Source organism: Cobetia sp. 5-25-4-2, assembly GCF_013374075.1.
Lineage (GTDB): Bacteria > Pseudomonadota > Gammaproteobacteria > Pseudomonadales > Halomonadaceae > Cobetia > Cobetia marina.
Genome location: NZ_BLWK01000001.1, coordinates 58,932 through 85,894 on the forward strand (window position 1 = coordinate 58,932; position 26,963 = coordinate 85,894).

At 63.0% G+C, this 26,963-nt stretch carries 19 protein-coding genes and 6 tRNA genes; 9 read left to right on the plus strand and 16 right to left on the minus strand.

Going from position 1 to position 26,963, the window contains the following annotated elements; genetic code table 11:
- Nucleotides 1-182: 182 nt before the first annotated feature.
- On the minus strand, nucleotides 183-1,547 hold the full coding sequence (gene ugpB / locus HXS65_RS00270) for a sn-glycerol-3-phosphate ABC transporter substrate-binding protein UgpB (protein WP_373996113.1): 1,365 nt from the start codon (nucleotides 1,545-1,547) through the stop codon (nucleotides 183-185).
- A gap of 280 nt (nucleotides 1,548-1,827) precedes the next feature.
- Between ugpB and HXS65_RS00275 the strand changes: the two genes are divergently transcribed.
- Nucleotides 1,828-2,415, plus strand: coding sequence for a hypothetical protein (locus tag HXS65_RS00275; RefSeq protein WP_077371445.1), 588 nt, complete (start codon nucleotides 1,828-1,830; stop codon nucleotides 2,413-2,415).
- 125 nt (nucleotides 2,416-2,540) lie between these two features.
- On the opposite strand, the gene HXS65_RS00280 is transcribed toward HXS65_RS00275, so the two are convergent.
- Complete coding sequence (locus HXS65_RS00280; RefSeq protein ID WP_176492863.1) at nucleotides 2,541-5,009, minus strand: acyl-CoA dehydrogenase; 2,469 nt, start codon at nucleotides 5,007-5,009, stop codon at nucleotides 2,541-2,543.
- Nucleotides 5,010-5,047: 38 nt separating this feature from the next.
- On the opposite strand from HXS65_RS00280, the gene HXS65_RS00285 reads away from it, so the two are divergent.
- Nucleotides 5,048-5,296: a hypothetical protein gene (locus HXS65_RS00285; protein ID WP_176492864.1), complete on the plus strand. Its 249-nt coding sequence runs from the start codon at nucleotides 5,048-5,050 to the stop codon at nucleotides 5,294-5,296.
- A 238-nt stretch (nucleotides 5,297-5,534) separates the two neighbouring features.
- Here the strand turns inward: HXS65_RS00285 and betA are convergent, their stop codons facing one another.
- From betA to betI, 3 genes are all read right to left on the minus strand, one after another.
- Nucleotides 5,535-7,250, minus strand: a complete 1,716-nt coding sequence (gene betA / locus HXS65_RS00290) for a choline dehydrogenase (RefSeq protein WP_136938359.1) — start codon at nucleotides 7,248-7,250, stop codon at nucleotides 5,535-5,537.
- A gap of 370 nt (nucleotides 7,251-7,620) precedes the next feature.
- Nucleotides 7,621-9,102 carry a betaine-aldehyde dehydrogenase gene (gene betB / locus HXS65_RS00295; protein ID WP_084209252.1) on the minus strand — a complete coding sequence of 494 codons (1,482 nt, stop codon included), beginning with the start codon at nucleotides 9,100-9,102 and terminating at the stop codon, nucleotides 7,621-7,623.
- Nucleotides 9,103-9,189: 87 nt separating this feature from the next.
- Nucleotides 9,190-9,852, minus strand: a complete 663-nt coding sequence (gene betI / locus HXS65_RS00300; RefSeq protein WP_077371460.1) for a transcriptional regulator BetI — start codon at nucleotides 9,850-9,852, stop codon at nucleotides 9,190-9,192.
- Nucleotides 9,853-10,346: 494 nt separating this feature from the next.
- Here betI and HXS65_RS00305 point away from each other — a divergent pair, with 494 nt between their 5' ends.
- The 5 genes from HXS65_RS00305 to HXS65_RS00325 all read left to right on the plus strand — a co-directional run bounded on the left by HXS65_RS00305 (nucleotide 10,347) and on the right by HXS65_RS00325 (nucleotide 12,073).
- A complete protein-coding gene (locus HXS65_RS00305; RefSeq protein ID WP_084209251.1) occupies nucleotides 10,347-11,300 on the plus strand; it encodes a choline ABC transporter substrate-binding protein in 954 nt (317 codons plus the stop codon).
- A gap of 86 nt (nucleotides 11,301-11,386) precedes the next feature.
- Nucleotides 11,387-11,463, plus strand: a tRNA-Met gene (locus HXS65_RS00310).
- A 174-nt stretch (nucleotides 11,464-11,637) separates the two neighbouring features.
- Nucleotides 11,638-11,713: transfer RNA gene (locus HXS65_RS00315), tRNA-Asn, on the plus strand.
- 78 nt (nucleotides 11,714-11,791) lie between these two features.
- Nucleotides 11,792-11,867, plus strand: a tRNA-Asn gene (locus HXS65_RS00320).
- A 130-nt stretch (nucleotides 11,868-11,997) separates the two neighbouring features.
- Nucleotides 11,998-12,073, plus strand: a tRNA-Asn gene (locus HXS65_RS00325).
- A gap of 348 nt (nucleotides 12,074-12,421) precedes the next feature.
- On the opposite strand, the gene HXS65_RS00330 is transcribed toward HXS65_RS00325, so the two are convergent.
- Nucleotides 12,422-14,521 (minus strand): carboxy terminal-processing peptidase, encoded by a 2,100-nt coding sequence (locus HXS65_RS00330; RefSeq protein ID WP_176492865.1) that lies wholly within the window; start codon nucleotides 14,519-14,521, stop codon nucleotides 12,422-12,424.
- Between the two features lie 294 nt (nucleotides 14,522-14,815).
- On the opposite strand from HXS65_RS00330, the gene HXS65_RS00335 reads away from it, so the two are divergent.
- On the plus strand, nucleotides 14,816-16,144 hold the full coding sequence (locus HXS65_RS00335; RefSeq protein WP_077371469.1) for a M18 family aminopeptidase: 1,329 nt from the start codon (nucleotides 14,816-14,818) through the stop codon (nucleotides 16,142-16,144).
- 247 nt (nucleotides 16,145-16,391) lie between these two features.
- On the opposite strand, the gene HXS65_RS00340 is transcribed toward HXS65_RS00335, so the two are convergent.
- A tRNA-Met gene (locus HXS65_RS00340) sits at nucleotides 16,392-16,468 on the minus strand.
- 81 nt (nucleotides 16,469-16,549) lie between these two features.
- Complete coding sequence (locus tag HXS65_RS00345) at nucleotides 16,550-17,884, minus strand: D-amino acid dehydrogenase (protein ID WP_176492866.1); 1,335 nt, start codon at nucleotides 17,882-17,884, stop codon at nucleotides 16,550-16,552.
- 153 nt (nucleotides 17,885-18,037) lie between these two features.
- Here HXS65_RS00345 and HXS65_RS00350 point away from each other — a divergent pair, with 153 nt between their 5' ends.
- Nucleotides 18,038-18,997, plus strand: coding sequence for a LysR family transcriptional regulator (locus HXS65_RS00350; protein ID WP_176492867.1), 960 nt, complete (start codon nucleotides 18,038-18,040; stop codon nucleotides 18,995-18,997).
- A 104-nt stretch (nucleotides 18,998-19,101) separates the two neighbouring features.
- On the opposite strand, the gene ychF is transcribed toward HXS65_RS00350, so the two are convergent.
- The 8 genes from ychF to HXS65_RS00390 form a co-directional block, all read right to left on the minus strand.
- The gene (ychF, locus tag HXS65_RS00355; RefSeq protein WP_077371478.1) at nucleotides 19,102-20,193 is read right to left on the minus strand and encodes a redox-regulated ATPase YchF; all 1,092 of its coding nucleotides are present in this window, start codon (nucleotides 20,191-20,193) and stop codon (nucleotides 19,102-19,104) included.
- 298 nt (nucleotides 20,194-20,491) lie between these two features.
- Complete coding sequence (gene pth, locus HXS65_RS00360; RefSeq protein WP_084209246.1) at nucleotides 20,492-21,076, minus strand: aminoacyl-tRNA hydrolase; 585 nt, start codon at nucleotides 21,074-21,076, stop codon at nucleotides 20,492-20,494.
- Nucleotides 21,077-21,107: 31 nt separating this feature from the next.
- On the minus strand, nucleotides 21,108-21,740 hold the full coding sequence (locus tag HXS65_RS00365; RefSeq protein ID WP_077371484.1) for a 50S ribosomal protein L25/general stress protein Ctc: 633 nt from the start codon (nucleotides 21,738-21,740) through the stop codon (nucleotides 21,108-21,110).
- 179 nt (nucleotides 21,741-21,919) lie between these two features.
- Nucleotides 21,920-22,861, minus strand: a complete 942-nt coding sequence (locus tag HXS65_RS00370) for a ribose-phosphate pyrophosphokinase (RefSeq protein WP_169477176.1) — start codon at nucleotides 22,859-22,861, stop codon at nucleotides 21,920-21,922.
- 72 nt (nucleotides 22,862-22,933) lie between these two features.
- Nucleotides 22,934-23,008: transfer RNA gene (locus tag HXS65_RS00375), tRNA-Gln, on the minus strand.
- Nucleotides 23,009-23,037: 29 nt separating this feature from the next.
- A complete protein-coding gene (gene ispE / locus HXS65_RS00380; protein ID WP_176492868.1) occupies nucleotides 23,038-23,916 on the minus strand; it encodes a 4-(cytidine 5'-diphospho)-2-C-methyl-D-erythritol kinase in 879 nt (292 codons plus the stop codon).
- Between the two features lie 68 nt (nucleotides 23,917-23,984).
- Nucleotides 23,985-24,659, minus strand: a complete 675-nt coding sequence (gene lolB, locus HXS65_RS00385) for a lipoprotein insertase outer membrane protein LolB (protein ID WP_077371490.1) — start codon at nucleotides 24,657-24,659, stop codon at nucleotides 23,985-23,987.
- 111 nt (nucleotides 24,660-24,770) lie between these two features.
- Nucleotides 24,771-26,654 (minus strand): tetratricopeptide repeat protein, encoded by a 1,884-nt coding sequence (locus HXS65_RS00390; RefSeq protein WP_176492869.1) that lies wholly within the window; start codon nucleotides 26,652-26,654, stop codon nucleotides 24,771-24,773.
- Nucleotides 26,655-26,963 lie beyond the last annotated feature (309 nt).

The following is a 26,963-nucleotide window of genomic DNA, read 5'->3' on the forward strand; positions in this document are numbered from 1 at the left end:
GTCTCGCAAGGAAGAGGGACTGATCACGTCAGTCGTGTGCGCATGGTCGGCGCGGATTCGGCCGACCATGCGCCATCAAGCCGGGAGAGAAGGGAAAGGGCACCGGTATCGGGTGCGCTTTCCGCTCTCTGGCATCCAGGCATGGTGGGCCGCCCAGGCGGCCCACCATGGTGTGGCGGTGTTCAGCCGTTGGCGCGCTCGAACTTCTCCAGCAGCTTGTTGCCGCGCTCGACAGCCTGATCGAGACCGTCCTGCACGCTTTCCTTGCCAGCGAAGATCTTCTCGAGCTCTTCGTTGATCACGTCACGTATCTGCACCATGTTGCCCAGACGCAGGCCCTTGGAGTTCTCGGTCGGGGTCACGGAGGTCATCTGGGTGATGGCGACGTCAGTGCCCGGATTCTCGGCGTAGAAGCCCTGCTCACGTGTCAGCTCCGCCGCGGCGGTGGTGATCGGCAGGTAGCCGGTGAACTGGTGCCAGTCGGCCTGGACTTCGGGCCTGGAAAGGTACTGGAAGAACTTGGCGACGCCCTGGTATTCCTCATCGCTGTGGCCGGACAGCACCCACAGTGACGCGCCGCCGATGATGGAGTTCTGCGGCGTCTCGATCGCGTCGCTGTCGTAGGGCAGCGGTGCCACGCCGAACTCGAAGCCCTTGGCGCTTTCCTTGACGCCGGCATAGCTGGCGGAGGAGCCCATCATCATCGCGCACTCACCGGAGTAGAACTTCGGCGCCGCGTCATCGAAGCGACCGCCGAACACGAAGCGCTTGTCGGCCTGCCAGTCGTCGAGGCGCTGGATGTGGTCGACCACGGCGGTCTTGTTGAATTCAAGGCGGGTATCGGTGCCGGCGAAGCCATTGGCCTGGCTGGCGAAGGGCACGTCATTGCGTGCCGAGAAGTTCTCCAGCATCACCCAGGACGGCCAGGTGGTCGTCAGGCCACAGCTGCCCGCGCCGGAATCGACGACCTTCTTGAGGGCATCACCCAGCTCCTGCCAGGTGGCCGGCACGGATTCGACACCGGCCTTGGCCAGCATGTCCTTGTTGTAATAGGTGACCGGGGTGGAGGAGTTGAACGGCATCGACAGCATCTTGCCTTCGGTGTCGGTGTAGTAGCCAGTGACGGAAGACAGGTAGGCCTTCGGATCGAAACTCGCGCCTTCTGACGGTGCATAGTCCGCCATCAGCTGATGGACCGGCATGATGGCACCCTTGGCGCTCATCATGGTGGCGGTGCCGACCTCGAAGATCTGCACGATGTCCGGGCCCTTGCCGGCCCGGAAGGCGGCAATGGCGGACGTCATGGTCTCGGAGTAGTTGCCCTTGAAGACCGGCTTGACGACGAATTCATCCTGACTTGCATTGAAGTCGGCCGCGATCTCGTCGACCTTCTTGCCAAGTCCGCCCCCCATGGCGTGCCACCACTCGACTTCGGTGGCGGCCAGGGCACTGGCGGAAGCGGTCGCGAAACCGACTGCCAGCGCGAGGCTGGCAAGATGACGGGTGCCACGGGTGTTGAGCATTGCGTGATGGGTAGGGCGGCGCATGGTCGAGCTCCTGAGAGGGTCCCTGGTCAGCCTTGTGGGAGTCGCGCAGGCTGACTGCTGTCGATCGATGGCGAACGATCAAGCGAACATTTTTTTGTTCTTATGATGATCGTCCGAAAAGCGTAGACGACTCTAGAAGGCTTTCCTTACAACTTTATGACGGTTGGATGTTCATGTGCGGGTAACTACCGTCGGCCCTGCACGGGGCGCGGTGGATCAGGCGATCATCCGGCGAGTGTGCTAGTCTTGCGCGCTGAAAATGCCTGTGGCGGAGAATGCGATGAAAGTGGTGGAAGTGAGTGCCGGTGCCCGGCGCGATGCGTGTCTGGCGATGCTGTGTGCCGAAGTGCATGGCCGCGAGGGGGGACTGGATGCGCTGGTGAGCTATGCCGGTGTCCGAGGTGTCTGGTTCGAGAACGAGACCGCTCGCCTGTTCGCGCTGGTGGACGATGCCGAGCGCATCCACTCCGCCGCCCTGTTGGTGCTCGACGAGAATGCGCGCGGGCTGAATCTTGCCCTGTGGGCGACGCCGCCGGTCCATCGTGGCCATGACCACGGCATCGCGCTGGTGTCACAGCTGGCGGATCACGGTCGTCTGCAGGTGCGTCTCACCGACGGCTCGCTGGTCAGCGTGCTGCGTCGCGCCGGGATCAACGACTGGCTGGAGGCCGAGGCCGAAGGCGATCGCCCGCGTGAGCTGGTCGGCATGAATCCGGCGGCGCGTGTCGGCACTCTCGCGGCGCTGGACGAGCCGCTGCGTCTGGATCGCGAGCGTATCAAGCGCACCTTCAAGGCGCGCCCGAAGGACTTCGAGACCTACAAGAACGCCTTCGTGCGTGATCTCGAGCACTTCGCGCGTCATATCTGAGATCGAGATGACGCGAAGCATGGCGCCTCCTGCCAATAAAAAGGCCCCGCTCACTGAGCGGGGCCTTTTTGGTTCTGCGATCAGCGATCAGGTCTTGCATCGCTCACGCGGGCGTCGGCCGGTGATCAGGCGGCGTCCTGCTGTGGGTTGGAGGCTGTGCCGTCACTCGCCATCGGCTTGCGCACGAAGGCGTCGAAATCGAAGTGGTCGACGGTCAGCATGTCGAGTACCTCGGCTTCGAAGACGCGCATGAAGTCGCCATCCTCAGCGGACAGGATACCGGCCTCGACCGCCGCTTCGATGCGCGCTTCCGGTGACAGTGCGTCGGCCGGGATCTCGCCCTTGTGGTAGGCCTTGGCCAGCGTCTTGTAGATCGGCTCCGCACGCGGGTAATCCTTGAGCAGCGCGTTGTAGCGGGCGAGGGCATTGTCCTTCTGGCCTTCGTCCTGAGCGTCCCAGGTGTTGTCGGTCAGCTTGTTACGCAATGCACTGTCGGTGGAGACGGCACGTGCGATCTCGCGGGTCAGGCTGTCCCTGGGCATGGCGAACTGACGACCACGCGGCAGCGTGACGACGCGCAATGTCGTGGCCAGGGCACGGTTGGGCAGGTTGGCGAGCAGTTCGTCGAGTGCCTTCTCGGTGCGATGCAGCAACCATTGCATGCTGTAGTGGAACAGCGCTTCCTCGTGCTCACAGGCGTCCGATTCGTGCCACTGCTTGAGCGTCAGGGACGCCAGGTAGAGGTTGGAGAGCACGTCACCCAGACGAGCCGACAGCATCTCGCGTGCCTTGAGGCTGGAGCCGAGGCTGGCCATGGCCGCATCGGCGGACAGCGAGAAGGCGGCGCTGAAGCGGTTGATGTGGTTGGCATAAGGCGTGGCGACGGCGTCGAAGCCGGTGGTCTTGCCGCCGATGCCGAAGCTCTGGCTGAAGGCGCGGGCCGCGTTGCCGAAGATGAGGCCTGCATGGCGGAAGAAGGCCTTGTCGAAGGCGTTCAGGTCATCGGCATCCTTGGCGGCCAGCTCTTCCAGCACGTACGGATGGCAGCGGATGGCCCCCTGACCGAAGATCATCAGGTTGCGGGTCATGATGTTGGCGCCTTCCACCGTGATCGAGACCGGGGTGCCGGCATATGCCACGCCGATGTAGTTGCGCGGGCCGAGCGTCACGCCGCGTCCGCCGTGGATATCCATGCCATCGGTCAGCAGCGTGCGGGCCATCTCGGTCAGCTGACTCTTGAGGATGGCGGAGGGCACGGCCGGCTTGTGGCCGTTGTCGATCATGTTGGCGGTATGCAGTACGGCGGCCTGGCTGATGTAGTTCATCGCGGCCATGCGAGCCAGCGGCTCCTGCACGCCTTCCATCTCGGCCACCGGCAGGTTGAACTGGCGGCGAATGCGCGCGAAACCGGCGCTCCAGCCCAGTGCGTAGCGAGAGATGCCCGCGGAGCCGGACGGCAGGGTGATGCAGCGACCCACCGACAGACACTCGACCAGCATCTTCCAGCCCTGGCCGGCCATCTGCTCGCCACCGATCAGATAGCTGAGCGGGATGAAGACGTCCTTGCCGAAGATCGGGCCATTCATGAACGGCGCGCCGATCGGGTGATGGCGACGGCCGATGTCCATGCCGTCGGTATCACGCGGAATCAGGGCGCAGGTGATGCCGATGTCTTCCACGTCCCCCAGCAGGTGCTCAGGGTCGAACATGCGGAAGGCCAGGCCGACCACGGTGGCGACCGGGGCCAGGGTGATCCAGCGCTTCTCGAAGTTGAGGCGGATACCGACGACTTCCTCGCCGTCATGCATGCCGCGACACACGATACCGGTGTCCGGAATGGAGGTCGCGTCACTGCCGGCACGCGGGCCGGTCAGGCCGAAGCAGGGGATCTCGCGGCCATCCGCCAGGCGCGGCAGGTAATAATCCTTCTGTTCCTCGCTGCCGTACTTGAGCAGCAGCTCACCCGGGCCGAGGGAGTTGGGCACGCCGACGGTGACCATCAGCGTCTCGTTGACCGCCAGCTTCTGCAGTACCAGTGACTGCGCCTTGGCCGAGAAGCCGAGGCCGCCGTACTGCTTGGGAATGATCATGCCGAAGAACTTCTCGCGCTTGAGAAATTCCCACAGTTCCTCGGGAAGATCCGCACGCTCGCGGGCGATTTCCCAGCTGTTGGTCATGCCACAGGCGATGGAGCACTGCGTATCGATGAAGGCCTGCTCCTCACTGGAGATGCCCTCATTGCGCTGTGCGGTCAGAGTGTCCCATTGCGGCTTGCCGGAGAACAATTCGGCGTCCCAGAACACGGTACCGGCTTCCAGGGCTACCTTCTCGGTCGCCGAGACCTTGGGCGACACCTTCTTGAACATCGCGAACAGCCGCGGGCTGAGCCACTTGGTGCGCAGCGCCGGCAGGCCGCAGACGGCGACCAGTGCCGCGCTGATCAACAGCAGGACACCAAGCACCGGGGTGTCGATGCCCAGGCCGATGAGGCCGGTGACCGCCAGCACGCCGATGGCGGCCAGTGCACCGGATTCACGTGCCATGACGGTCAGCAGACCGGCAAGGGCGACGAGGATGAGGATGAGCTGCGTCATGGCAGGATCTCCAGGTTGCGTTGCGGGAGCTCTAGCGAATGGCCTTCCTCTTCAGCATAGCAGCCATGCGTTTAGAACAGTTGTTTGAATTATTGTCAGCCTATCCCAACTCGACTCACTCCGCCAGTCCACCCAAGGTCGAAGGTATGAAAGGTGAAGCGATGGAAGAGGCGTCGCGGGGAAAGCAATGGTGGCTGTGCAAGGTGTATGGGCAGCGAAAGGGGCCTTGGATACAGGGAGAGGCACTGGCCCCGGTCGGGACGTCATCGGAGCTGCTGATGCCATGAGACGGGATGAGGCGGTGCGGGCGGGATGAAGCGATGCGGGGGGGATGAAGCGATGCGGGGGGGATGATGCGATGCGGGCGGGGAGAAACGGGGAGGTGGGCTGCCACGACGGAAGTGATGGTCTGGAATCGAGACATGCCAGACATAAAAAAGGCCCCGCAGTGCGGGGCCTCGAACGATCGATGGTGCTTCCATGCCTGCCGTCAGCATAACGGAGGCTTACGTTGATCGCGCGGGATCAGCCGTTGATCGGCGCGGAATCGATCTGGCGCTTGGCGGGCTGCTTGGCCGGTGTGCCCGGCTCGACCACGAAGTAGTCGGCGTCGGACGGTGGCAGCGGAGCACGGCCCCGAATCTTGTCGGCCATCTTCTCCGCCAGCATGATCGTCGGTGCGTTCAGGTTGCCGGTGGGGATGACCGGGAACAGCGAGGCGTCCACGACGCGCAGGTTGTCGAGACCATGCACGCGACCGGCGCCATCGACCACGGAGGTCTCGTCACTGCCCATGCGACAGCTGCCGCACGGGTGGTAGGCCGTCTCGGCATGATTGCGTACGTACTCGTCGAGCTGCTCGTCCGTCTGGACGTCAGCGCCCGGCGCCAGTTCGCGGCCACGGTAATCGTCCAGTGCCGGCTGAGCGATGATCTCGCGAGTCAGGCGAATGGCGGCGCGGAACTCTTCCCAGTCACGCTCCTCGGCCATGTAGTTGAAGAAGATCGAGGGCGCGGCCTTGGGGTCCAGTGAGGTCAGTCGGACACGGCCCTTGCTCTGGGAGCGCATGGAACCGACGTGTGCCTGGAAGCCGTGACCCTGCACCGCACTCTTGCCGTTGTAGCTGATCGCGATCGGCAGGAAGTGATACTGCAGGTTCGGCCAGGCCTCGTTGGCATCGCTGCGAATGAAGCCGGCAGCCTCGAACTGGTTGCTGGCACCCACACCGGTCCCCTTGAGCATCCACTCCAGGCCGATGGGCGGCTGGTTGTACCACTTGAGGGACGGGTAGAGCGAGATCGGCTTGGTGCACTCGTACTGGATGTAGAGCTCGAGGTGATCCTGCAGGTTCTCCCCCACACCCGGCAGGTGGTGCACCATCTTCACGCCCAGCGGCTCGAGGTGCTCACGATTGCCGACGCCGGAGCGCTGAAGGATCTGCGGCGAGGCGATGGCGCCAGCACACAGCAGCACTTCCTTGCGTGCACGTACGCGGTGGTCCTGCCCCTTGCGCTCGTATTTCACGCCGACCGCTGTCTTGCCCTCGAACAGGATGACATCGGTGGTGGCACGCGTCTCGATGGTCACGTTGGCGCGCTTCTTGGCGGTATCCAGATAGCCGCGGGCGGTGGAGGCGCGACGGCCTTCCTTGGTCACGAAGCGATCCATCGGGCCGAAGCCTTCCTGCTGATAGCCGTTGACGTCTTCGGTGGCCGGATAGCCCGCCTCGATGCCTGCCGCGATGAAGGCGTGATAGAGCTCGTTGTTGCCTTCCTTGGGAGTCGTGACCGAGACCGGCCCATCGCCGCCGTGGTAGTCGTTCGGGCCGATATCGCGCGTCTCGCACTTGCGGAAGTAGGGCAGGCACTCACGATAGTTCCAGTCAGCCAGGATGGGATCCTTGGCCCAGTTGTCGTAATCCAGCGCATTGCCACGGATGTAGCACATGCCATTGATCAACGAGGAGCCTCCCAGCCCCTTGCCGCGGCCACATTCCATGCGGCGATTGTTCATGTGCGGCTCGGGATCGGTCTTGAAGTCCCAGTTGTAGCGCTGGCCCTGCAGGGGATACGCCAGTGCGGCAGGCATCTGGGTACGGAAATCGAAGCGGTGGTCACGGCCGCCCGCTTCCAGCAGCAGGACACTGACGTCAGCGTCTTCACTGAGGCGAGTGGCCAGCACGTTGCCGGCGCTGCCGGCACCGATGATGACGTAGTCGTATTCACGCTCGAATTGGCTCATGAAATCTCCTTTCGTATCAGATGCCACATGCGGGCGCAGGACGCCCCGTCGACGACGAGGGGTGGCCACTGCCGGGCGGATGGATACGGTGATGTGTCTGTGAGGAGCCGTCGGGGCAGCGCATGGCAAGTGGTATGCCATCACTGTCAGCGACTCGTCGGGATTCGTGCACTGCCAGCGCCGAAGTCATGAGTGGCGTGGCGTGCTGGCCGGCACGACGAGGGGTCGTCATGCCGGCGGGTGGGGCATCTGGCGCTATCTTCCGTGCATCAACTCACTGCAGCGGATCAGTGGATCAAGTGTCCTGATCCCGCATCCTGCGCCAGACGATGCTGCTGTCGTCGATTCAGGCCTCATGGCCTCAGGTGGCTCAGAAGGCGGACTCGAACGGCCCCATCTCGATCAGCACGGACTTGGTCTGAGTGTAGTGGGACAGCGTCTCGACACCATTCTCGCGACCGATGCCTGACTGCTTGTAGCCGCCGACCGGCATCTCGGACGGGGACTCGCCCCAGGTGTTGACCCAGCAGATGCCGGCTTCGAGCTGGTGGATCACGCGGTGCGCGCGGTTCAGGCTCTCGGTGAACAGGCCAGCCGCCAGGCCATAGGTGGTGTCGTTGGCGCGGCGGATGACTTCCTCTTCGCTGTCGAAGGACAGGATGGACATCACCGGACCGAAGATCTCTTCCTGCACGATGCGCATGTCATCGCTGCAGTCGGTGTAGACGGTCGGCGCGACCCAGGCGCCCTTGGCGAAGTCGCCTTCGCTCATGCGCTCGCCGCCGACCAGCAGACGTGCGCCGTCCTGCTTGGCGATCTCCAGGTAGGAGACGACCTTTTCCAGGTGCTCGAAGCTGACCAGCGGGCCGAAGGTGGTGGCGTGATCCTGCGGGTCACCGGCCTTGATGCGTGCGACGCGCTCGACGATCTTGGCCTCGAAGGCGTCCTTGACGCTGGCTTCGACGAAGACGCGGGTGCCGTTGGTGCACACCTGACCGGAGCTGTAGAAGTTGGCCATCATGGCGCCGTCGGCAGCACGGTCGAGGTCGGAATCCGCGAACACCAGCAGCGGGGACTTGCCGCCTAGCTCCATGGTGACTTCCTTGAGGCTGGAAGAGGCGGACGCGGACATGACCTTCTTGCCGGTGCCGGCTTCGCCGGTGAAGGAAATCTTGGCGATATCCGGGTGCTCGGTGAGCATCACGCCGACGCGGGCATCGCCCTGCACGACGTTGAACACGCCGTCCGGCAGGCCGGCTTCGGTGAAGATCTCGGCAAGCTTCAGTGCGCTCAGTGGCGTGACTTCGCTGGGCTTGAAGACCATGGCGTTGCCGGCGGCGAGTGCCGGGGCAGACTTCCAGCAGGCGATCTGGATCGGGTAGTTCCAGGCACCGATGGCACCGATGACACCCAGCGGTTCCTTGCGGGTGTAGACGAAGGCTTCCTGGCGCAGCGGCACCTGGGTGCCTTCGATGGCCGGCGCGAGGCCTGCATAGTATTCCAGTGCATCGGCACCGGTGACGATGTCGACCACTTCGGTCTCGGACAGCGGCTTGCCGGTGTCCAATGTCTCGAGCAGTGCCAGCTCGTCATTGCGCTCGCGCAGCAGGTCGACGGCGCGACGCAGGATGCGCGAACGCTCCATGCCGCTCATCGCGGCCCACACCTTCTGGCCCTGCAGGGCGCTTTCGACGGCGGCATCCACGTCCGCGCCGCTGGCCTGCTGTACCTGGGCGATGACGTCGCCGGTGGCCGGGTTGACGGTCTCGAAGGTTTCGCCAGAGGTCGCGTCAACGCGACGACCATTGATGTACAGGGTCTGGGTCGGGAAGCTTGCGTTGCTGTTGGCCATGCTTGCGCTCCTGTCAGGGATCAGAAAAGGGGGAGAGTCGTAGAGTACCGGTGGGTTCAAGCGTCCGAGCGGGGGAGGCTGTTGCGCTCAGGCATGCTCGGCAGGCACCGGGTGCGTCATGTCAGACGCTTGTGCATCTGCTGCTGGCGTGGAGACGTCAGCGGCGTGTTGCGCCAGCTGGTATTCCACATATTCATAGGCCAGACGCCGGGCTCGCTCGACGTCCAGTCCCTCGGGGTCCAGCGCGCCACGCAACCACAGGCCGTCGATCAAGGCGGCGAGTCCTGCCGCCGCATCGCGTGCCTCCACCAGCGGCATCACGCGACGGAAGATGGCCGACAGATTGGAGACCAGACGACGGTCATTGACCTTCTGCAGGCGCTCCAGCGGTGTGCGATGCATGCTGGAGGCCCAGAAGGCCAACCAGGTCTTGGAGACGCTCTGACTGACCTGGCTGCGATCGAAGTTGCCATCGATCACGGCGTGCAGGTGACTGCGGACGTCGTTCGAGGCGATTTCGGCGCGTCGCTCACTGACGGCTCTGCGCAGGTCGGTGAGGATCTGGCGCATCGTGGCCTCCATCAGGCCATCCTTGCCGCCGAAGTAGTGACTGATGATGCCGGCGGAGACGCCCGCATGCCGTGCGATCCGTGCAACGGTGGCGTCGGCCAGTCCTGCCTCATCGATGGCTTGCATGGTGGCCAGAATCAATTGGCGGCGACGAATGGGCTCCATTCCCACTTTCGGCATCAGCTTGCTCTCCCGTCAGGTGGCGTATCGGTGAAACTTGCGTAATCTTGGTACTGGTAGACGCCAAGGATACGCGGTTGTCACCGCATTGCTGAATCCGGCGTTCAATCGGGATTCGGCTCGATCTTGTCGTGACTCGAGTTTTATTGAACGTTCAATTAATAAAAAGTGTAGAGACAGAAAGGTGATGCGTCAAGTTGCATAATTCGTGGTTATTGAAAGCCAGGCTTGGTAGAACTATAGAGAACGCCAGAGGGCACAAGGCGTCCTTGCAAGGGCTGTGAAGGTGCTTACGAGGTGCCTCGTACGTCTGGCCCGGCAGCTCGTCAGAGACTGGCAGCTTCTCAACGACAGCATGGGAGCTTGTCGTGATGAGAGCGTGTCATGAGTGGCGCCTCCCGCGGGCTGTCACTTGTCGCCGGGCCGGGTGGGGATCAATGACACGTGTGACTGACGGACATGTACTGCTCATATAACAAAGAGAAGGGACAAGCATGAAATCATCATCAGGTTTTGCCGCATTGCCGCTGGGACTGGCCATGGGGATGCTGCTGGCACCCCAGGCGCACGCCGAGGTATCAGAGGAGTGCAGTACGGTGCGCTTCGCTGAGGTGGGATGGACGGACATCACTGCCACCACGGCGCTGACGCGCAGTGTCCTGGAAGGTTTGGGGTACGAGACGACCTCCGACACGATCTCCGTGCCGATCGCCTATGCCGGCATGAAGAACGATGACTTCGATGTCTTCCTGGGGAACTGGATGCCGTCGATGGCTTCCATCAGTGACCCCTATATCGACAAGGGGCAGGTAGAGCGACCGCGTGCGAATCTGCAAGGGGCCAAGTACACCCTGGCGGTGCCCCAGTACGTGCTGGATGCCGGCGTGACCTCGGTGGCGGATCTTGCCGACAACCTCGAGAAGTTCGATGGGCGCATCTACGGCATCGAGGCAGGCAATGATGGCAACATGATCATCGCCGACATGATCGATGACGATGCCTTCGGTCTGGGCGCCTTCGAGATGATCGATTCTTCCGAAGCCGGCATGCTGGCGGAAGTGAAGTCGAAGATCGCGGCCAAGGAGTGGGTCGTCTTCCTCGGCTGGGAGCCGCACCCCATGAACACTCGCTTCGAGATGGGATATCTGGAAGGCGCGGATGACTACTTCGGGCCGAACCTGGGCGGAGCGACGGTCTACACCAATACCCGCGCGGGATATAGTGAAGCGTGTTCCAATGTCGGTGCGCTGCTGGCCAATCTCGAGTTCAGCCTGGAGATGGAAAATCAGATCATGGGCGAGATCATGGATGAGGGTGCCGATCCGGATGAGGCAGCAGCAGACTGGCTCAAGCAGAACCCCAGCGTGCTGGAGGCATGGCTTGAAGGTGTCGAGACCACCCAGGGAGAACCTGGCCTGCCTGCCGTCAAGGCCTCGCTGGGCATCTGAGCATCCCGCTGACTCACTTTGACGGGCAATTGCAAAAAAGTGCTTGCAATTCAGCAGCCTGACCTGCAATATACGCCTCGTCGTGTGGCTACATAGCTCAGCTGGTTAGAGCACATCACTCATAATGATGGGGTCCCCTGTTCAAATCAGGGTGTAGCCACCAGTGATTCCAAGGCCTGCATCCGTGCGGGCCTTGTCACATCTGGATGTCGCCATGTGCGCTTTCGGAGGTGGATTCGGCAGAAGGAATCGAGCGAGTTCTGCGGTAGGTTGAATGCCCGAAGGTGGTTGACGCCATTGAGTATTTCCGTATAATTCGTCGCGTGTTCAAGGTTGTTCCTCGATAGCTCAGTTGGTAGAGCAAATGACTGTTAATCATTGGGTCACAGGTTCGAGTCCTGTTCGAGGAGCCAATAGCACACGCAGCATGCTTGAAATGTCAGTCTGACAGCATCCATGATGATGTCGCTGGCAGATGGATTTCCGGTCGTTCCTCGATAGCTCAGTTGGTAGAGCAAATGACTGTTAATCATTGGGTCACAGGTTCGAGTCCTGTTCGAGGAGCCAATCCCAGGCTTCCTGCCAATGCCGGAAATGACGCTGGTAGATGAGCATCTCATCGTCAGCTTCGATATCGCCCTGATATCGCCCTGATATCGCCCTGATATCGCCCTGATATCGATCGATATTTCGTTGTTCCTCGATAGCTCAGTTGGTAGAGCAAATGACTGTTAATCATTGGGTCACAGGTTCGAGTCCTGTTCGAGGAGCCAATATCACATCCCGTATCTCCCCCTCTTGCCAGTCGATCGTTCGAGATCCTACCTGCCTCTCGTCAGAATGACGTGATTCTGCGCTGATGGTGTCTTACTCCTGCAGCCTTCGCTGCCGCTTTTCTGTGTCTGCCTGCTTTCCTGTGTCCGCCCGCTTCCTTGCTGGTCGATCTCTTTCTGCTATTCGTTTCAGCTTGCCCCCGCGTGCCGAGCGCCGGTGCGTCGACTCGCCCGTGCGTGTCGATGACGCCTGCATCAGGCATGAAAAAGCCCCTGCACTCGGATCTGACACGAGGGCAGGGGCCTTGCAACCGCGATGTGCCGGCGCGTCAGCGACGACGAGAGAGTTCAGCGATCGCCATTGAGATGGGCGTAATCGAGCAGGATCTCGGCGCTTTCCTGGAGCTGAGCCTGATCGATGGGATCCTCGGCTGGCTCGTCGGTGCTGTCCTGCGTCTCGATCTCCTGCTGCAGGTCACTTTCTGCCGATGCGATGTGATCGCTGGCGGCATCAAGTTCGGCGAAGCTCGACAGCGGCTCCATGCCCAGTGCTCGGCGGCGCTTGTTTTCCAGTGCCAGTTGCTCGGCTTCCTGGGCATCCATCTCGCGCTTGCGCTGCTCACGATTGAGGCTGATGCTGGTCTGCTGGGCGCGCAGTGCCTTTGACAGCGCGACTTCGCTCTGCAGGTAGACGAAGTTGGGCTCCTGTTCGACACGGCTCTCGTGGCGGGCACGCAGGGCTGCCAAGTAGCGAGCCGGTTCCCCATAGCGACGATACTTCACCGGGCGAACCTGGTCCCATGGCAGGGCGTAGTCGAGGCTCGATTCGCCGATTTCCTTCGGGTCGATGATGCTGGGGAAGGCGATGTCCGGCTTGACGCCCTTGTTCTGGGTGGAGTCACCTGAGATGCGATAGAACTTGGCGCGGGTCAGCTTGATTTCACCTTGTGTCAGCGAGGAGATCGTCTGCACGGTGCCCTTGCCGAAGGTCTGGCTGCCGATGACCGGGCCGCGGCCATAATCCTGGATGGCGCCGGCAAAGATCTCGGAGGCCGAGGCCGAAAGGCGATTGACCAGTACGGCCAGCGGACCATCGTAGTGGGTGCCGGCATCGGTATCGCCATACAGGCTGATGCGTCCGCGGGCATCACGTACCTGCACGGTGGGGCCGCGGTCGATGAACAGGCCGATCATCGAATTGGCCTCCTGCAGGGCGCCGCCGCCATTGTTGCGCAGATCCAGGATGATGCCTTCCACCTGCTTGGCCTTCAGCTCATCGATGAGGCGCGCCACGTCACGTGTGGTGCTGCGATAGTCATCTTCGCCGGCCTGCCAGGCATCGAAGTCGACATAGAAGGCAGGGACGTGAATCACGCCGATCCTGTGCACGCCATCATTGCGCTTGACGTCGACGACCTTGGCATTGGCAGCCTGGTCTTCCAGCTTGACGGTGTCGCGGGTGATGTCCACTTCCCGTGTCTTGGTGACATCCAGGGACTGGGCCGGGATGACTTCAAGGCGCACGACGGAGCCTTTGGGGCCACGGATCAGGTCCACGACATCGTCAAGGCGCATGCCGACCACGTTGGTCCATTCGCCATCCCCCTGACCAACGGCCACGATGCGGTCCGCCGGCTTGAGCTCCCCGTCCTTCTCGGCCGGGCCGCCCGGTACCAGGCTTGAGACCTTGACGTACTCGCCTTCGGATTGAAGCAGGGCGCCGATGCCATCGAGTGACAGCTTCATCTGGATGTCGAAGGATTCGCCCTGGCGTGGGGAGAAGTATTCGCTGTGCGGATCGATGCTGCCGGTGACGGCGTGCATGATCAGGGTCAGGATGTCTTCGTCGTTGGTCTGCTCGATGCGCTTGAGCTGGTTGGCATAGCGCTCGCTGAGCGTCTTGGCGATGTCCTTGTCGCTCTTGTCGGACAGCGACATCGACAGCCAGGCGTTCTTGAGTCGCTTGCGCCACAGCTCATCAAGCTCCTGCTCGCTGTCGGCCCAGGGGCTTTCCGCACGATCGAGTGCGAGTCGATCATCGCGGGTGAAATCGAAGCTCGGCTTGCCGTCCAGCGTCTTCACCAGCCATTCGAGGCGTGAGGTGAGGCGCTGCTGGTAGCGGGCATGCAGGGCGTAGAGGCGCTCGAGATCACCGTCGAGCATGGCGTCATCGAAGTCGTGGCGAAGATCACTGAACTCGGTGATATCCGAGTCCAGCAGATAGGCTTTCTGGGGGTCGAGTGTCTTGAGATATTGCGTGAATGCCTGGGTAGCCCATTGGTCATCCAGCGTGACATCTTCGTAATGCCCGTAACGCAATGATTCGGCAACTTCGCGAGCAGCCTGTGCATCGGCGTCAGTAGGGGTGACCGCGGCGCTGGCGGGGCCGGCCATGGCGAGACACAAGGCAAGGCATGCCGTGCGCCGGACGTTTGCAAACAGGCTCATCAATGAAGCACTCCCGATTCATGTACACTCTGCTCCCTGAGCGACCTCTCCGCGGAGAGGTCGAGCGGGCATTGTAGCAGCCTCCCGCGTCCGCGACAGTTGCCTGTCGTTGATCGGCGGGGCTTGCGGTATGGCGTGTCAGCGCTGCCTGGCGTGATCGGTCCTGCGGGACCTGCGCGGCTGACGAGAGCTGGCGGGTCGATCACCACCGCAAGGGAGGAGTCGTTTCGCTCTATCCATCATGTTTCTTCTTATACAGTGCCTTGCATTCATCTTCGAGGACTTGACGCTATCATGACTTACGCGATTGCGGATTCCCGCGTTCCAGCACTGCTTGAATTCCTGAATGTCTCTCCGACGCCCTGGCATGCCACGGCGACCATGGCGGCTCGCCTGGAGCGCGAAGGCTATCGCCGACTCGAGGAGACCGAAAGCTGGAAGTTGTCGCCCGGTGAACGGGCTTTCGTGACGCGCAATGATTCCTCGCTGATCGCCTTTCAGCTTCCTCGGGGTAATACGCAGCTCGAGGCAATACGGATGATCGGCGCGCACACGGATTCTCCTTGCCTGCGCCTGAAGCCCAATCCAGCCCAGCTCAGTCAGGGCTGGCTGACCCTGGGAATCGAAACCTACGGTGGCGTGCTGCTGAATACCTGGTTCGATCGCGATCTCGGGCTTGCAGGCCGTGTTCAGGTGCGTCACCAGGATGGCCGTCGCGAGAGTCTGCTGCTGACGGTGATGCGGCCGGTGGCCTGTGTTCCGAGCCTGGCGATTCACCTGGATCGTGACGTCAACAATGGGCGCGCCATCAATGCCCAGACGCAGATGTCCGCCGTGGTCATGCAGCTGGGCGAGGAGGCTGGCACTCCGGCTGAGGCCTTCCATGCGCTGTTGATCGAGCTTCTGGAAGAGCAGCACGGCGTGCGTGTCGCGGAGGTCATCGACTTCGAACTCGGGCTGCATGATCTGCAGCCGGCGGCCCAGGCCGGGCTCAAGGGCGAGCTGGTCGCCAGTGCACGCCTGGACAATCTGCTGTCCTGCTTCGTCGGCCTGGAAGCGTTGCTGGGGGCCGATGGCAGCCAGGGCGCGCTGTTCGTCGCCACGGATCACGAGGAAGTCGGCAGTGCCAGCGCCTGCGGTGCCCAGGGGCCTTTCCTGGCGGATGTGCTCAAGCGCATCAATCACTATGTGGGCTTGGACAACGAAGAAGGTTATCAGTGCCTCGTGCAGCGCTCCTTGATGATCTCCTGTGACAATGCGCATGCCGTCCACCCCAACTTCCCGGACAAGCATGATGCGGGTCATGGCCCGAAACTGAATGCGGGGCCGGTGATCAAGGTCAACGCCAATCAGCGTTATGCCACCAACAGCACCACGGCGGGTCTGTTCCGTGAGCTGTGCCGGGAGCAGGAGGTGCCGGTTCAGACGTTCGTCAGCCGTGCCGACATGGGTTGCGGCAGCACCATCGGGCCGATCACCGCCAGTGAAGTGGGGGTACCGACCTTGGATGTCGGGCTGCCGCAGTGGGGCATGCACTCGATTCGTGAGACGTCCGGCAGTGCCGATGTGGCGATGCTGATCAAGGTGCTGGTGGCATTCTGCAATCGCGAGCGTCTGGACTGAGCAGAGTTGAACTGACAAGCACGGTGAAACATTGAAAAATTGAAACATTGAAAGAGGCGGCCTGCGGGCTGCCTCTTTCGGTTTCGGCTCCGGTTCCGGCTCCGGTTCCGGTTCCGGTTCCGGTTCCGGTTCCGGTGTCGATTGTCGGCGGGAGTCACGAGCATGAGCGCAGGCGATGCGAGGGAATGTGAATCCGACGCAACAAAAAAGGCCTGACTGCAAGCAGTCAGGCCTTTCGAATCTTGGTTGGTGGCTACACCCTGATTTGAACAGGGGACCCCATCATTATGAGTGATGTGCTCTAACCAGCTGAGCTATGTAGCCGTCCAACGGAGGCGAATATTACGGATTATCCGTGATGTTGTCAACGCATCAGCCTGAAAAAGTGGCAGGGAATTCATCAGGCTAGCAGCCGAGCTGCTCTGCGAGGTGGTCGGGGAGGGTATCGAGGAGCGTGCCGGGACGGGTCTCGTGCGAGATGGCGCGTGCGATGAGGTCGCCACTGGCGCAGGCCAGCGTGAAGCCCAGGCTGCCATGTCCGACGTTCAGCCACAGGTTGTCCGGTCTGCCCGCTTGCTGGGGGCGGCCCAGGATCGGAGGGCCCTTCGGCGTGCTGGGGCGCAGCCCGGCCCACGGAGTGGCTTGCGAGAAATCGCCGGCGTCGGGGAAGGTCTCACTGGCCAGCTGACGCAGGGCGGCAATGCGCTTCTCGTCCAGCGCAGGATGGAAGCTGTCAGATTCGCGGTGGCCGATATCCACCATGGCCGCGACGCGCAGCTGTCGGGACTTGCGTCTATCCAGATCGGCGTAGACCACCTTGCGCGCGGCATCCGTCACGCTGATGCGCGGGGCCGCTGTCTTTGGGGTGTCAGCTGGCAGTGGCAGCGTGAGGCTGTAGCCCTTGAGCGGTTGCAGAGGCAGGCGGATGCCCAGCGGGCGGACCAGTTCGGTGGCGTGATTGCCGGCCGCGATGATCAGCGTATCGACGGCGTGGCGTTCGCGGCGGCCATCGGCGCGGGTGAGTTCGAGGTGCGCGATGCGCCCGTCGTGCGCGCTCAATGGAGCGACGCGGGTGCTGGCGAGGCGTGTATAGCGACCAGAGGCCTGCAGCTTGCGCTCCAGCGCCTGACAGAAGGCATGGCAATCCGCCGTCTCGTCCGAGGCGCTGAAGATTCCGCCCGACAGATGAGGCTGCTGGTGGATAAGCGAGGGCTCCAGTGCGATGCATTGACGTGCATCGAGCACCTGTTGGTCCTGAGGTGCGACGCGTGCGGCGGCGGCCTTGTCGAGCGCTGCGGAGTCGCGATGGATCACCAGCTTGCCGCGTTGCTGCCAGGCGAACTCCTCGAGTGCATCCTGAACTCGCCACTGAGTCATGATCTGTTGGCTGTGCAGTGCCAGGGCGAGCATCTGCGCTGCGCTTGCTCGATGCGTGCGCTGATTGCAGGCGGCCAGAAACTGCGTCATCCAGCGCCATTGCGAGGGGGCAAGCCGCGGGCGCAGCCGCAGCGGTGCCTCATTGCCTGCCAGCAACCACTTGATGGCCTGGAGGGGCACGCCGCTATCGGCCAGTGGCGCCACATAGCGGTAGCTCAACTGGCCGCCATTGGCGTGGCTGGTCTCGCGGGCGACCTCGACATGGGCATCGATCAGGGTCACGCAGTGTCCCGCTCGGACCAGTGCATGAGCGCTGCTCAGGCCGATCACGCCGCCTCCGATGATGGTCACATGACGTTGCATGGCAGGCTCCTGACGGTATGGGGGAGGCAGATGAGCATGCCTGTCCCGGGGCCGAGCGGCGAATGAAAGATCCCCGCTACGTCATAACCCTCGGTTATGGGGTAGGCTGTCGGCTGGACGTTGAGACAACACGACAGAATGTGGAGATCTTGCATGCGGCTCAGGGATCTGGAGGTCTTTCATGCGGTGTTGCAGGCCGGCAGCGTGACCGGTGCCGCTCGGCTGTTGCATGTTTCCCAGCCGGCCGCGAGCAAGGCGTTGCAGCAGGTGGAGCGGCAGTGGGGGATCGCGCTGTTCACCCGTAGCGCCGGACAGCTGGTGCCCACGGAGGAGGCGCGCAAGCTGGAGGCGGCAAGCCAGGGGATGCTGGGGCAGCTGGATGACGTCAAGCGGCTGGTCGAAGGCTTGCGTTCAGGTGAGGCGCAGTCTCTCAAGGTGGTGGCGACGCCGGCGATCGCCCAGCAGCTGTTGCCGCAGGCGCTGGGGCAATGGCGCCGGCGACATGCTCGAGTCAATTGCGAGCTGGCCACCCAGCACACCCGCGAGATCATCGATGCCCTGCTGCTGCATGAAGTCGATATCGCCTTCACCTTGAGTGCGCCGACGCATCCGGCACTGATGACTCGCGCACTGGCCCGCATGCCCCTGAAGGTATTGGCGCCAGCAGGGTACTGGGCACAGGAGTGTCAGCAGGCACCGATGACGGTGGCGGAGCTTGCCGGTCAGCGTCTGATCGCGCTGGGGGCGCATGATCCGCTGGCGCGACGTCTCGATGGCCTGCTGGCGAGCGAGATGCCGTCACCGTCTGAATCAGGCATCTCGCAAGCACCGTCATCCCCTCGCATCGTGACGCGCGTACAGACCTATCCGCTGGCAGCGGCACTGGTGCAGGCAGGGGAGGGGCTGGCCGTGGTCGATGCCTTGACGGCGCATACCGCCTGTCGGGAGCGTGGCCTGGACACGCGGACATTGCCCCAGGCCGGCGAGCTGATGCTGAGTGCCGTGTGGCGTCGAGAGGCGGGGAGGGGGCGTCTGGCGCAGTCACTGGCGGACCAGTTGGCGACGCTGGCGACGCAATGGCTGCAGGGCTGTGCTCTTGATGATGGGGCATGACCCATGATGCAGAACGCCCCTGACCTCGTGGGAGATCAGGGGCGTTCCCTGCAGCATCAGGCGCTTTCAGGCTGGCTCACCAGGTACTGACTGCGCCCGAGGCCTCAGACATTGAAGCGGTAGTGCACCACGTCGCCATCCTTGAGGATGTAGTCCTTGCCTTCCAGGCGCCACTTGCCGGCATCCTTGGCGCCTTGCTCGCCCTTGTAGGCGATGAAGTCGTCATAGGAGATGACTTCGGCGCGGATGAAGCCTTTCTGGAAGTCGGTGTGGATGACGCCAGCGCCTTCCGGAGCGGTAGCGCCGATCTTGACGGTCCAGGCACGCACTTCCTTCACGCCAGCGGTGAAGTAGGTCTGCAGGCCCAGCAGTTCATAACCGGCGCGGATCACGCGATCCAGGCCTGGCTCTTCCATGCCCAGCTCGTCGAGGAACATCTCGCGTTCCTCTTCCTCCAGCTCGGCGATCTCGGCTTCGATCTTGTTGCACACCGGCACCACGCTGGCACCTTCATTGGCGGCGATGCCACGCACGATGTCGAGGTAGGGGTTGTTCTCGAAGCCTTCCTCGCTGACGTTGGCGATGTACATGGTCGGCTTGAGGGTCAGGAAGCCGAAGCCACGCAGGATCTTGAGGTCGTCATCGCTGAGACCGAAGCTGCGCAGCGGCTGGCCTTCGGCCAGGTGCGGCTGGATACGCTCCAGCACCGCCTTGGTGGCGATGGCTTCCTTGTCGCCGCCCTTGGCGACACGGGCCAGGCGCTGGATGCTGCGCTCGACGCTGTCGAGGTCGGCCAGGGCCAGCTCGATGTTGATGGTCTCGATATCGGCGGCCGGGTCAACGTGATTGGCGACGTGGATGACGTTGTCATCCTCGAAGCAGCGCACCACGTGGGCAATGGCATCGGTCTCGCGGATGTTGGCCAGGAACTTGTTGCCCAGGCCTTCGCCCTTGGAGGCGCCGGCGACCAGACCTGCGATGTCGACGAATTCCATGGTGGTCGGAATCACCTTCTCCGGCTTGACGATCTCGGCCAGCGCATTCAGGCGAGGGTCAGGCATCGGCACGATACCGGTGTTCGGCTCGATGGTGCAGAAGGGGAAGTTCTCGGCGTCAATGCCCGACTTGGTCAGTGCATTGAAGAGAGTGGACTTGCCGACGTTCGGCAGGCCGACGATGCCGCAATTGAAACCCATGGCGCTAGATCCTGGTGTGACGTGTCGAATGGGGCGTGGCACTGATGACCGTCTCGACCGGCAGGCCCGGAGTGCGAGGGCACGGGCCATGCGAGGAGACGAGGGGACAGGCACGGTGTGAAGTCAGGCGGGAAGTGTAAGGCCTCATGCCGCCGAGGTCATCCATTGGGCGCATGTCGCGCGACAAATGATGCCTTTTGCTGCTGATCGCGTGGCGAGACGCGCACACGCAAGCGAGGTGATGCGCTGAGCGAATCACCGAAATTCGGAGAGGAGTGATGCCGGGTGATGCAGAGGTTCAGTGCTTGAAGGAGTGCAGGCGATTCATGGCCCGTGCCCATTCGCCGCTGAGGGCATCCGGGAGGGTCATGACCACTTCGTCGATGGCGTCATCGATGGCCAGGCGTTCAGCCTTGCCGGGACGCCCGAGCACGAAGTTGGTCACCAGCTTGGCATTGCCGGGGTGGCCGATGCCGATGCGGGCACGATGGAACGACTTGTCGTTGCCCAGTGCGCTGATGATGTCGCGAAGCCCGTTGTGCCCCCCGTGGCCGCCACCCTGCTTGTAGCGGGCGGTGCCGGGGTCGATGTCCAGTTCGTCGTGGGCGACGAGCAGTTCATCCGGGGCGAGCTTGTAGAAGTTGCACAATGCGGCCACGGCCTGACCGCTGCGATTCATGAACGTCGATGGGAACAGCAGATGCAGATCCTGACCGGCGAAGATGATCTTCGCGTACTGGCCATGGAACTTGCGTTCCGGACGCAACGTGGTGTGACCGTGGCGCGCAAGAGCGTCAAGGAGCCAGACGCCGGCGTTGTGACGGGTGTCTTCGTATTCGCTCCCCGGATTACCGAGGCCGATGATCGCTTTCACTCGTGACATGCGTGTCTGGCTCCCTGATCAGAAGGCTGCGTTATTCTGCAGCGGCTTCTTCGCCTTCAGCAGTATCTTCTGCGTCAGCAGAGATGTTCGGACGAGTGACGTTGACCACAGCGGTGTCGTGATCGGCACCGTGAGACAGGGCAACGGACTCGGCGCCTTCCGGCAGAGCGATGTCGGACAGGTGCAGGGTGTGGCCAACTTCCAGCTTGGACACGTCCAGCTCCAGGTATTCCGGCAGGGCTTCCGGCAGGCAGCTGATTTCGACGTCAGTTGCCAGGATGTGCAGGACGCCGTCCTGATCCTTGACGCCGACACAGGCTTCCTGACCAGTGATGTGCAGCGGCACGTTCATGGTCAGTTTGTGGGTCGGGTCGATGCGCAGGAAGTCGATGTGAGTCAGCAGCGGCTTGAACGGGTGACGCTGCAGGTCACGGATGACGACTTTCTCGGCCTTGCCAGCAACATTCAGGGTGATGATGGAGGAGTAGAACGCCTCATCGTCAACCGCCTTGTACAGGCTCGGCTTGTCGACCATGACCGGAGTCGGGGCCTTGTCGGCGCCGTAGACGATTCCCGGCACGAAGTCGTTCGTACGACGCAGGCGGCGGCTCGCACCTTTCCCCAGGTCTTCACGAACTTCAGCATTCAGTTTGAACAGTTTCATTTTGCAGATACCTCAAGGGTCTAATGAGAATCCGGCAGCCCCCGCGACCAGAGCGCTACCGGATCCATGAGGCCGGCCCGGAGATTTCCGGGCCGGCCGCTTGTCGGCAGATGACGGATCATCTGCCGGTGTCAGTGCCTCTTCCCCGAGCAGCGGCGAGCAGGGCCCGCCGACAGGACTCAGTGGAACATGGCGCTGACGGATTCTTCATTGCTGACGCGACGGATCGCCTCGGCGATCAGGCCAGCGACTGTCAGCTGGCGGATCTTGCCGGAACGACGTGCGGTGTCGGACAGCGGGATGGTGTCGGCCACCACCACTTCGTCGAGGACGGAGTTGGTGATGTTGTCGACCGCCGGGCCGGACAGGATCGCGTGGGACGCATAGGCCACGACGCGGTTGGCGCCATGATCCTTGAGTGCCTCGCCCGCCTTGCACAGGGTGCCGGCGGTGTCGATCATGTCATCGACCAGCACGCAGGTGCGGTCCTTGATATCACCGATGATGTTCATCACCTGGGCCTGGTTGGCCTGGGGACGACGCTTGTCGATGATGGCCAGCTCGCAGTTGAGCTGCTTGGCGATGGCACGGGCACGTACCACGCCGCCCACATCCGGGGAGACGACGATCAGGTTGTCATAGTTCTGACGTTCGATGTCATCGAGCAGGATCGGTGAGCCGTAGACGTTGTCCACCGGCACATCGAAGAAGCCCTGGATCTGGTCGGCATGCAGGTCCATGGTCATGACGCGATTCACGCCAGCCTTGACCATCATGTCCGCGACCACCTTTGCCGAGATCGGCACGCGAGCGGAGCGCACGCGGCGATCCTGACGGGCATAGCCGAAGTACGGCACGACCGCCGTGATGCGCGCCGCTGACGCACGACGCAACGCATCCACCATCAGGATCAGCTCCATCAGGTTGTCGTTGGTCGGTGCGCAGGTGGACTGCATGATGAAGACGTCCTTGCCGCGGACGTTTTCGTTGATTTCTACCGCAATCTCGCCATCGCTGAACTGACCGACGGTTGCGTGGCCCAGGCGGGTATCGAGGGCTTCAGCTACCTTGCGGGCGAGAGCGGGATTGGCATTCCCCGCGAATACCATCAGTTTTGACACGCGCAGCCACCTTTGGAGTCTTGTGGGATCTCGGGAGTGGAGAATTCCGGGTTGACCGGGAACGGCCAGGATTGGCTGGGGTACCAGGATTCGAACCTGGGAATGTCGGTACCAGAAACCGGTGCCTTACCACTTGGCGATACCCCAGCAACGTTCACTTCAACCAGTTGCTGTGCTCAGGCCGAAGCCAGAGCGGCATGAAGAGGGGAGAGATTGCAACCACGTGCCATGAAGGCGTGCCACGTCGGGCGCTCGGAGTCGAGTCGGCCCAGCACCTTGCTGGCCTGTCGTGCGTCATCGAACGCACAGAACACACAGGCGCCGGTGCCCGTCAGTCTGGCGGTGCCGAACTGGTCCAGCCAGTCCAGGGCGTCGGCGACTGCCGGGTACAAAGTGCGCACCACGACTTCGCAGTCGTTGCGGCCCCCCTGCAGTGCGCGCGCCATACTAATCGCGGGACTGGAACGTGTCAATTGCGGGTGGCCAAACACGGCGGGGGTCGCGACCTCGATGCCCGGGTGGATCACCACGAACCACGGGGTGTCCAGCGGGGCAGGTTCCAGTCGCTCACCGATGCCTTCGGCCCAGGCCGAAAAGCCGCGAACGAAGACCGGTACATCGGCCCCCAGAGCCAGTCCGAGCTCGGCCAGGGTGTCCAGGTCGAACTCAAGTTTCCAGAGGTGATCCAGCGCCAGCAGCGTGGTGGCCGCATCACTGCTGCCACCGCCCAGGCCACCGCCCATCGGCAGCACCTTCTTCAGTCGGATATCGACACCGGGCAAGTCATTCGAGCTCGCGACCTGGCCGCGTGCGACGGCCGCTTCTCTCAGCAGGCGAGCGGCACGCATGATCAGGTTGGACTCCGCGGGCACGCCTTCGATGGCCGGGGCGAGGTGAATGGCAGCGTCATCACGCAGCGTGAAGTCCAGTCGGTCACCGTGATCCAGAAACTGGAACAGTGTCTGCAGTTCATGATAGCCATCGGCGCGCTGACCGGTGATATGCAGCATGCGGTTGAGCTTGGCCGGTGCCGGCAGAGAAAGTGTCGCGGTCATCGTGTCCGTCATGGATGAGCTGGCCGGAATGCTGGCCGTGGAGAAAGAAGAGAGCGTCGGGGGCACGCTTAGAGTGCCTGCCACTGATTGACGATCAGGGTGGCGGTCAGATCGCCGTAGTAGAGTTTCATCTTGCGCGGCAGCCACAGTCCTTCGGCGCGGGTCCAATCCTGATAGTCCACCTCCCAGCCATCCTGATAAAGGGTATCGGGGAAGCCGAGGGCGTCACTCTTCAGGTCGTGCTCGCCCTTGGCTGCCACTCCGCGGACCCAGTCATCCAGGGCCCCCAGCGGCAAGGACCAGCCCAGCTGCGAGAGCATCAGGCTTTCGGCGTCCGGTGCCTGGAAGTCGCCGTCGGACGAGGAGAGGCGCACGCCCTCGGCATCACGCACCAGGGTCGTGCGGCCAGCACCCAGTGGGCCGGTGATCAGCATGTGGTAGTCATCGCCCTCCTGCTGCCAGTCAAGATTGGCGCTGTGACCTTCCTCCGGCGTGCGAATGCCGACCTTGCCTGCCAGTTGCCAGTGCGTGAGCGAATCGATCCTGTCGCTCTGCTGCTGCCAGTCACCTTCATTGCGGGTCAGGTCACCGGCGTTGTCGCTGGCCATCTGACTGGCACAGCCGCTCAGGCCCAATGTCATGGCCAGCAGGACTGGCCCCACCAGACGGCGCAACATGGCGAGGGAAAGGTGGCGTGTCCGGGGAGAGGAGAATGATGATAGGGGGAAAGAAGAGGAGGTCATGACGCGAAAGCCTTCCGGATGGCGGAATGAGAGTCGATGGGCAACCGATGGCGCCACCGGCGAGTCAGGATAATGGACTCGCCGATGGACAGAAAGTGCCGGGCTGTCCTGTCAGGGCGCATCCACGACCGGTCGCAGAGCCGGGATGCGCTGGAACAGGGCTTCCAGCTCGCTGGCCTCCTCGAAACGCTCACTGAGCTCGATGGCCAGGCTGCGTGCTTCATCCTGCTGCTTGAGTGACCACAGCACCTCGATGAGGTGTGCGCCTATCTCGGCATCCTGTTGCTGTGCCCAGGCCGCTTCCAGCGGGGGCAATGCCTGGGCGGCATCCCCGGTGAGGAAATACCCCCAGCCGAGGCTGTCGAGGATGGCAGGGTCGTTCGGCTTCAGTGCATGGGCGCGCTGAACCAGTTCGAGCGCTTCGGCGCGGCGGTCGGCATCCTCTACCAGCAGGGTGTAGCCCAGAGCGTTGTAGGCGCTGGCATTCTCGGGCTCCAGTGCAATGACCTGACGCAGGTCCTGCTCCATCTCCTCGAGACGCCCGTCATCGAGACGACGAATGCCGCGCAGGAACAGCAGGCTGGCCAGTTCGTTCTCCGTCACGGCAGCGCTTTCGCCGTCACCTTCGCTGCGTGCCCTGGTGAGTGTCTTCTGGCGAGCCTTGATGCTGCCGTCGAGCAGCTCGTCGGCGGCGGCGTAGTGTTCCTGGGCATCCAGCAGGTCGATCTCGAAGCTGAGCAATGTCATGGCGTGACGCGGATGACGCAGGCGCTCGACGGCAAGGAACTGGCGTGCCTCCTCGCTGCGATCATGCTCCACCAGCAGCTGTGCGGCGCGCGCGCGACTTGAGACGTAGCGCTCCCCATCCGGTACCTGTCGGTAATAGAGGATGGCGTTGTCGATCTCACCGCTGGCCTCTGCCGCCAGCCCGAGCAGGGCATAGGCGGCATCCGGGACCGGCGTGTCATCAAGCAACGGCAGCAACAGACGACGAGCATCCTCGGGAGAGTCGGCGTCCAGATAGAGGCTGGCCAGTGCCAGACGCAGGCGCGGTGCGTTGGCATGGCGGCTGACAAGGTCATCAATGCGCAGGCGCGCGGCCTCGATGTCACCACCGGCAAGTTCGGTCTGGGCGGCGCTCAGGATCAAGCGACTGTCATTCGGGGCGATGGCCAGGCCACGCTCGGCCGCCTGACGTGAGGCGCTCAGGCGGCCTGCGTCGCGCTCTATCTCGCTGCGAGCCAGCCACACTTCGGCCAGTTCGGGGAACTCGCCTTCCATCGCCATCAGGCGCCTGCGAGCGTCGGACTCATTTCCAAGCGCCGCTTCATAGAGCGCGGCGGCAATTCGCGGGCCCGGTTGCGCGGGATATTGCGCGACATGCTCCAGCAGCCGTGACAGCAGTGATTCCAGATCCGCGCCGGCATCGATGGACTGCTCCGCCAAGGTGGTCACGTTGCCGGTACCGCCGGCGGTCTCTACCGCGAGACGCTGCTCGAGCGCCGTCATCCAGTCGCCGCGCTCCACGGCTAGGCGGGCGCGGATGATGCCCGGCTCGGTCGCGGAATCATCCAGTTGTTGCCAGCGCTGGGCGGCACGCTCCAGCAGGGCAGGATTGTCGGCGTAGCGAGCGGCCAGCACGGCGCGCCGGGCCAGTTCCGGATCATCGAAGCGGCGGCTGGCGGCCAGATACCCATCGGCGGCGCTGGGGTAGTCGCCACGCTGGCCGGCAAGCTCCGCGCCCAGCAGCTGATTGAGGCTGTTGGCATCCAGGCCACTGGTGATGGGTGGGGCGGTATCCAGCGGGTCCGGCTGAGAGGCGAAGGGAGCCTGCGTGGCCGGCGACTGGCAGCCGGCCAGACCCAGCAGCACACTGGCCAGCAGGCAGCGTGTCCAGCGGCTGTCGGCCAGCCGTGCCGTGCCCGTCAGGCGCTCGGAAGGACTCGCGTGGGCTGCCCCGCGAGGGGAGTGTTCAGCGGCAGTCGATACGTGCATGCAACCTCGCAGTCAGCGGTGGAAGGATCTCGGCCAGTCGGCACGTTCCGGCCGGAGTCGCGCCCACGCCGTCATGAAACCCGTAAAAGGTGGCCTGGCAGCGTGTGCCTGCTGGAAATTCCGGCCCGACCTGCGCTCGGCCTCAGCAGCACACCCTGGGGATATTGATCGCTCCAGCATAACGGCTGAAGGCGGACGGGGATAGCATCGACGGTGCCTGTCATGGAGGCAAGGGCAGCGCCTGTCCGCTCGGCGTTTTCCTGAATCAACATGGCGGACGGGAGGTGATAGCATCAGACTGCCAAGCCC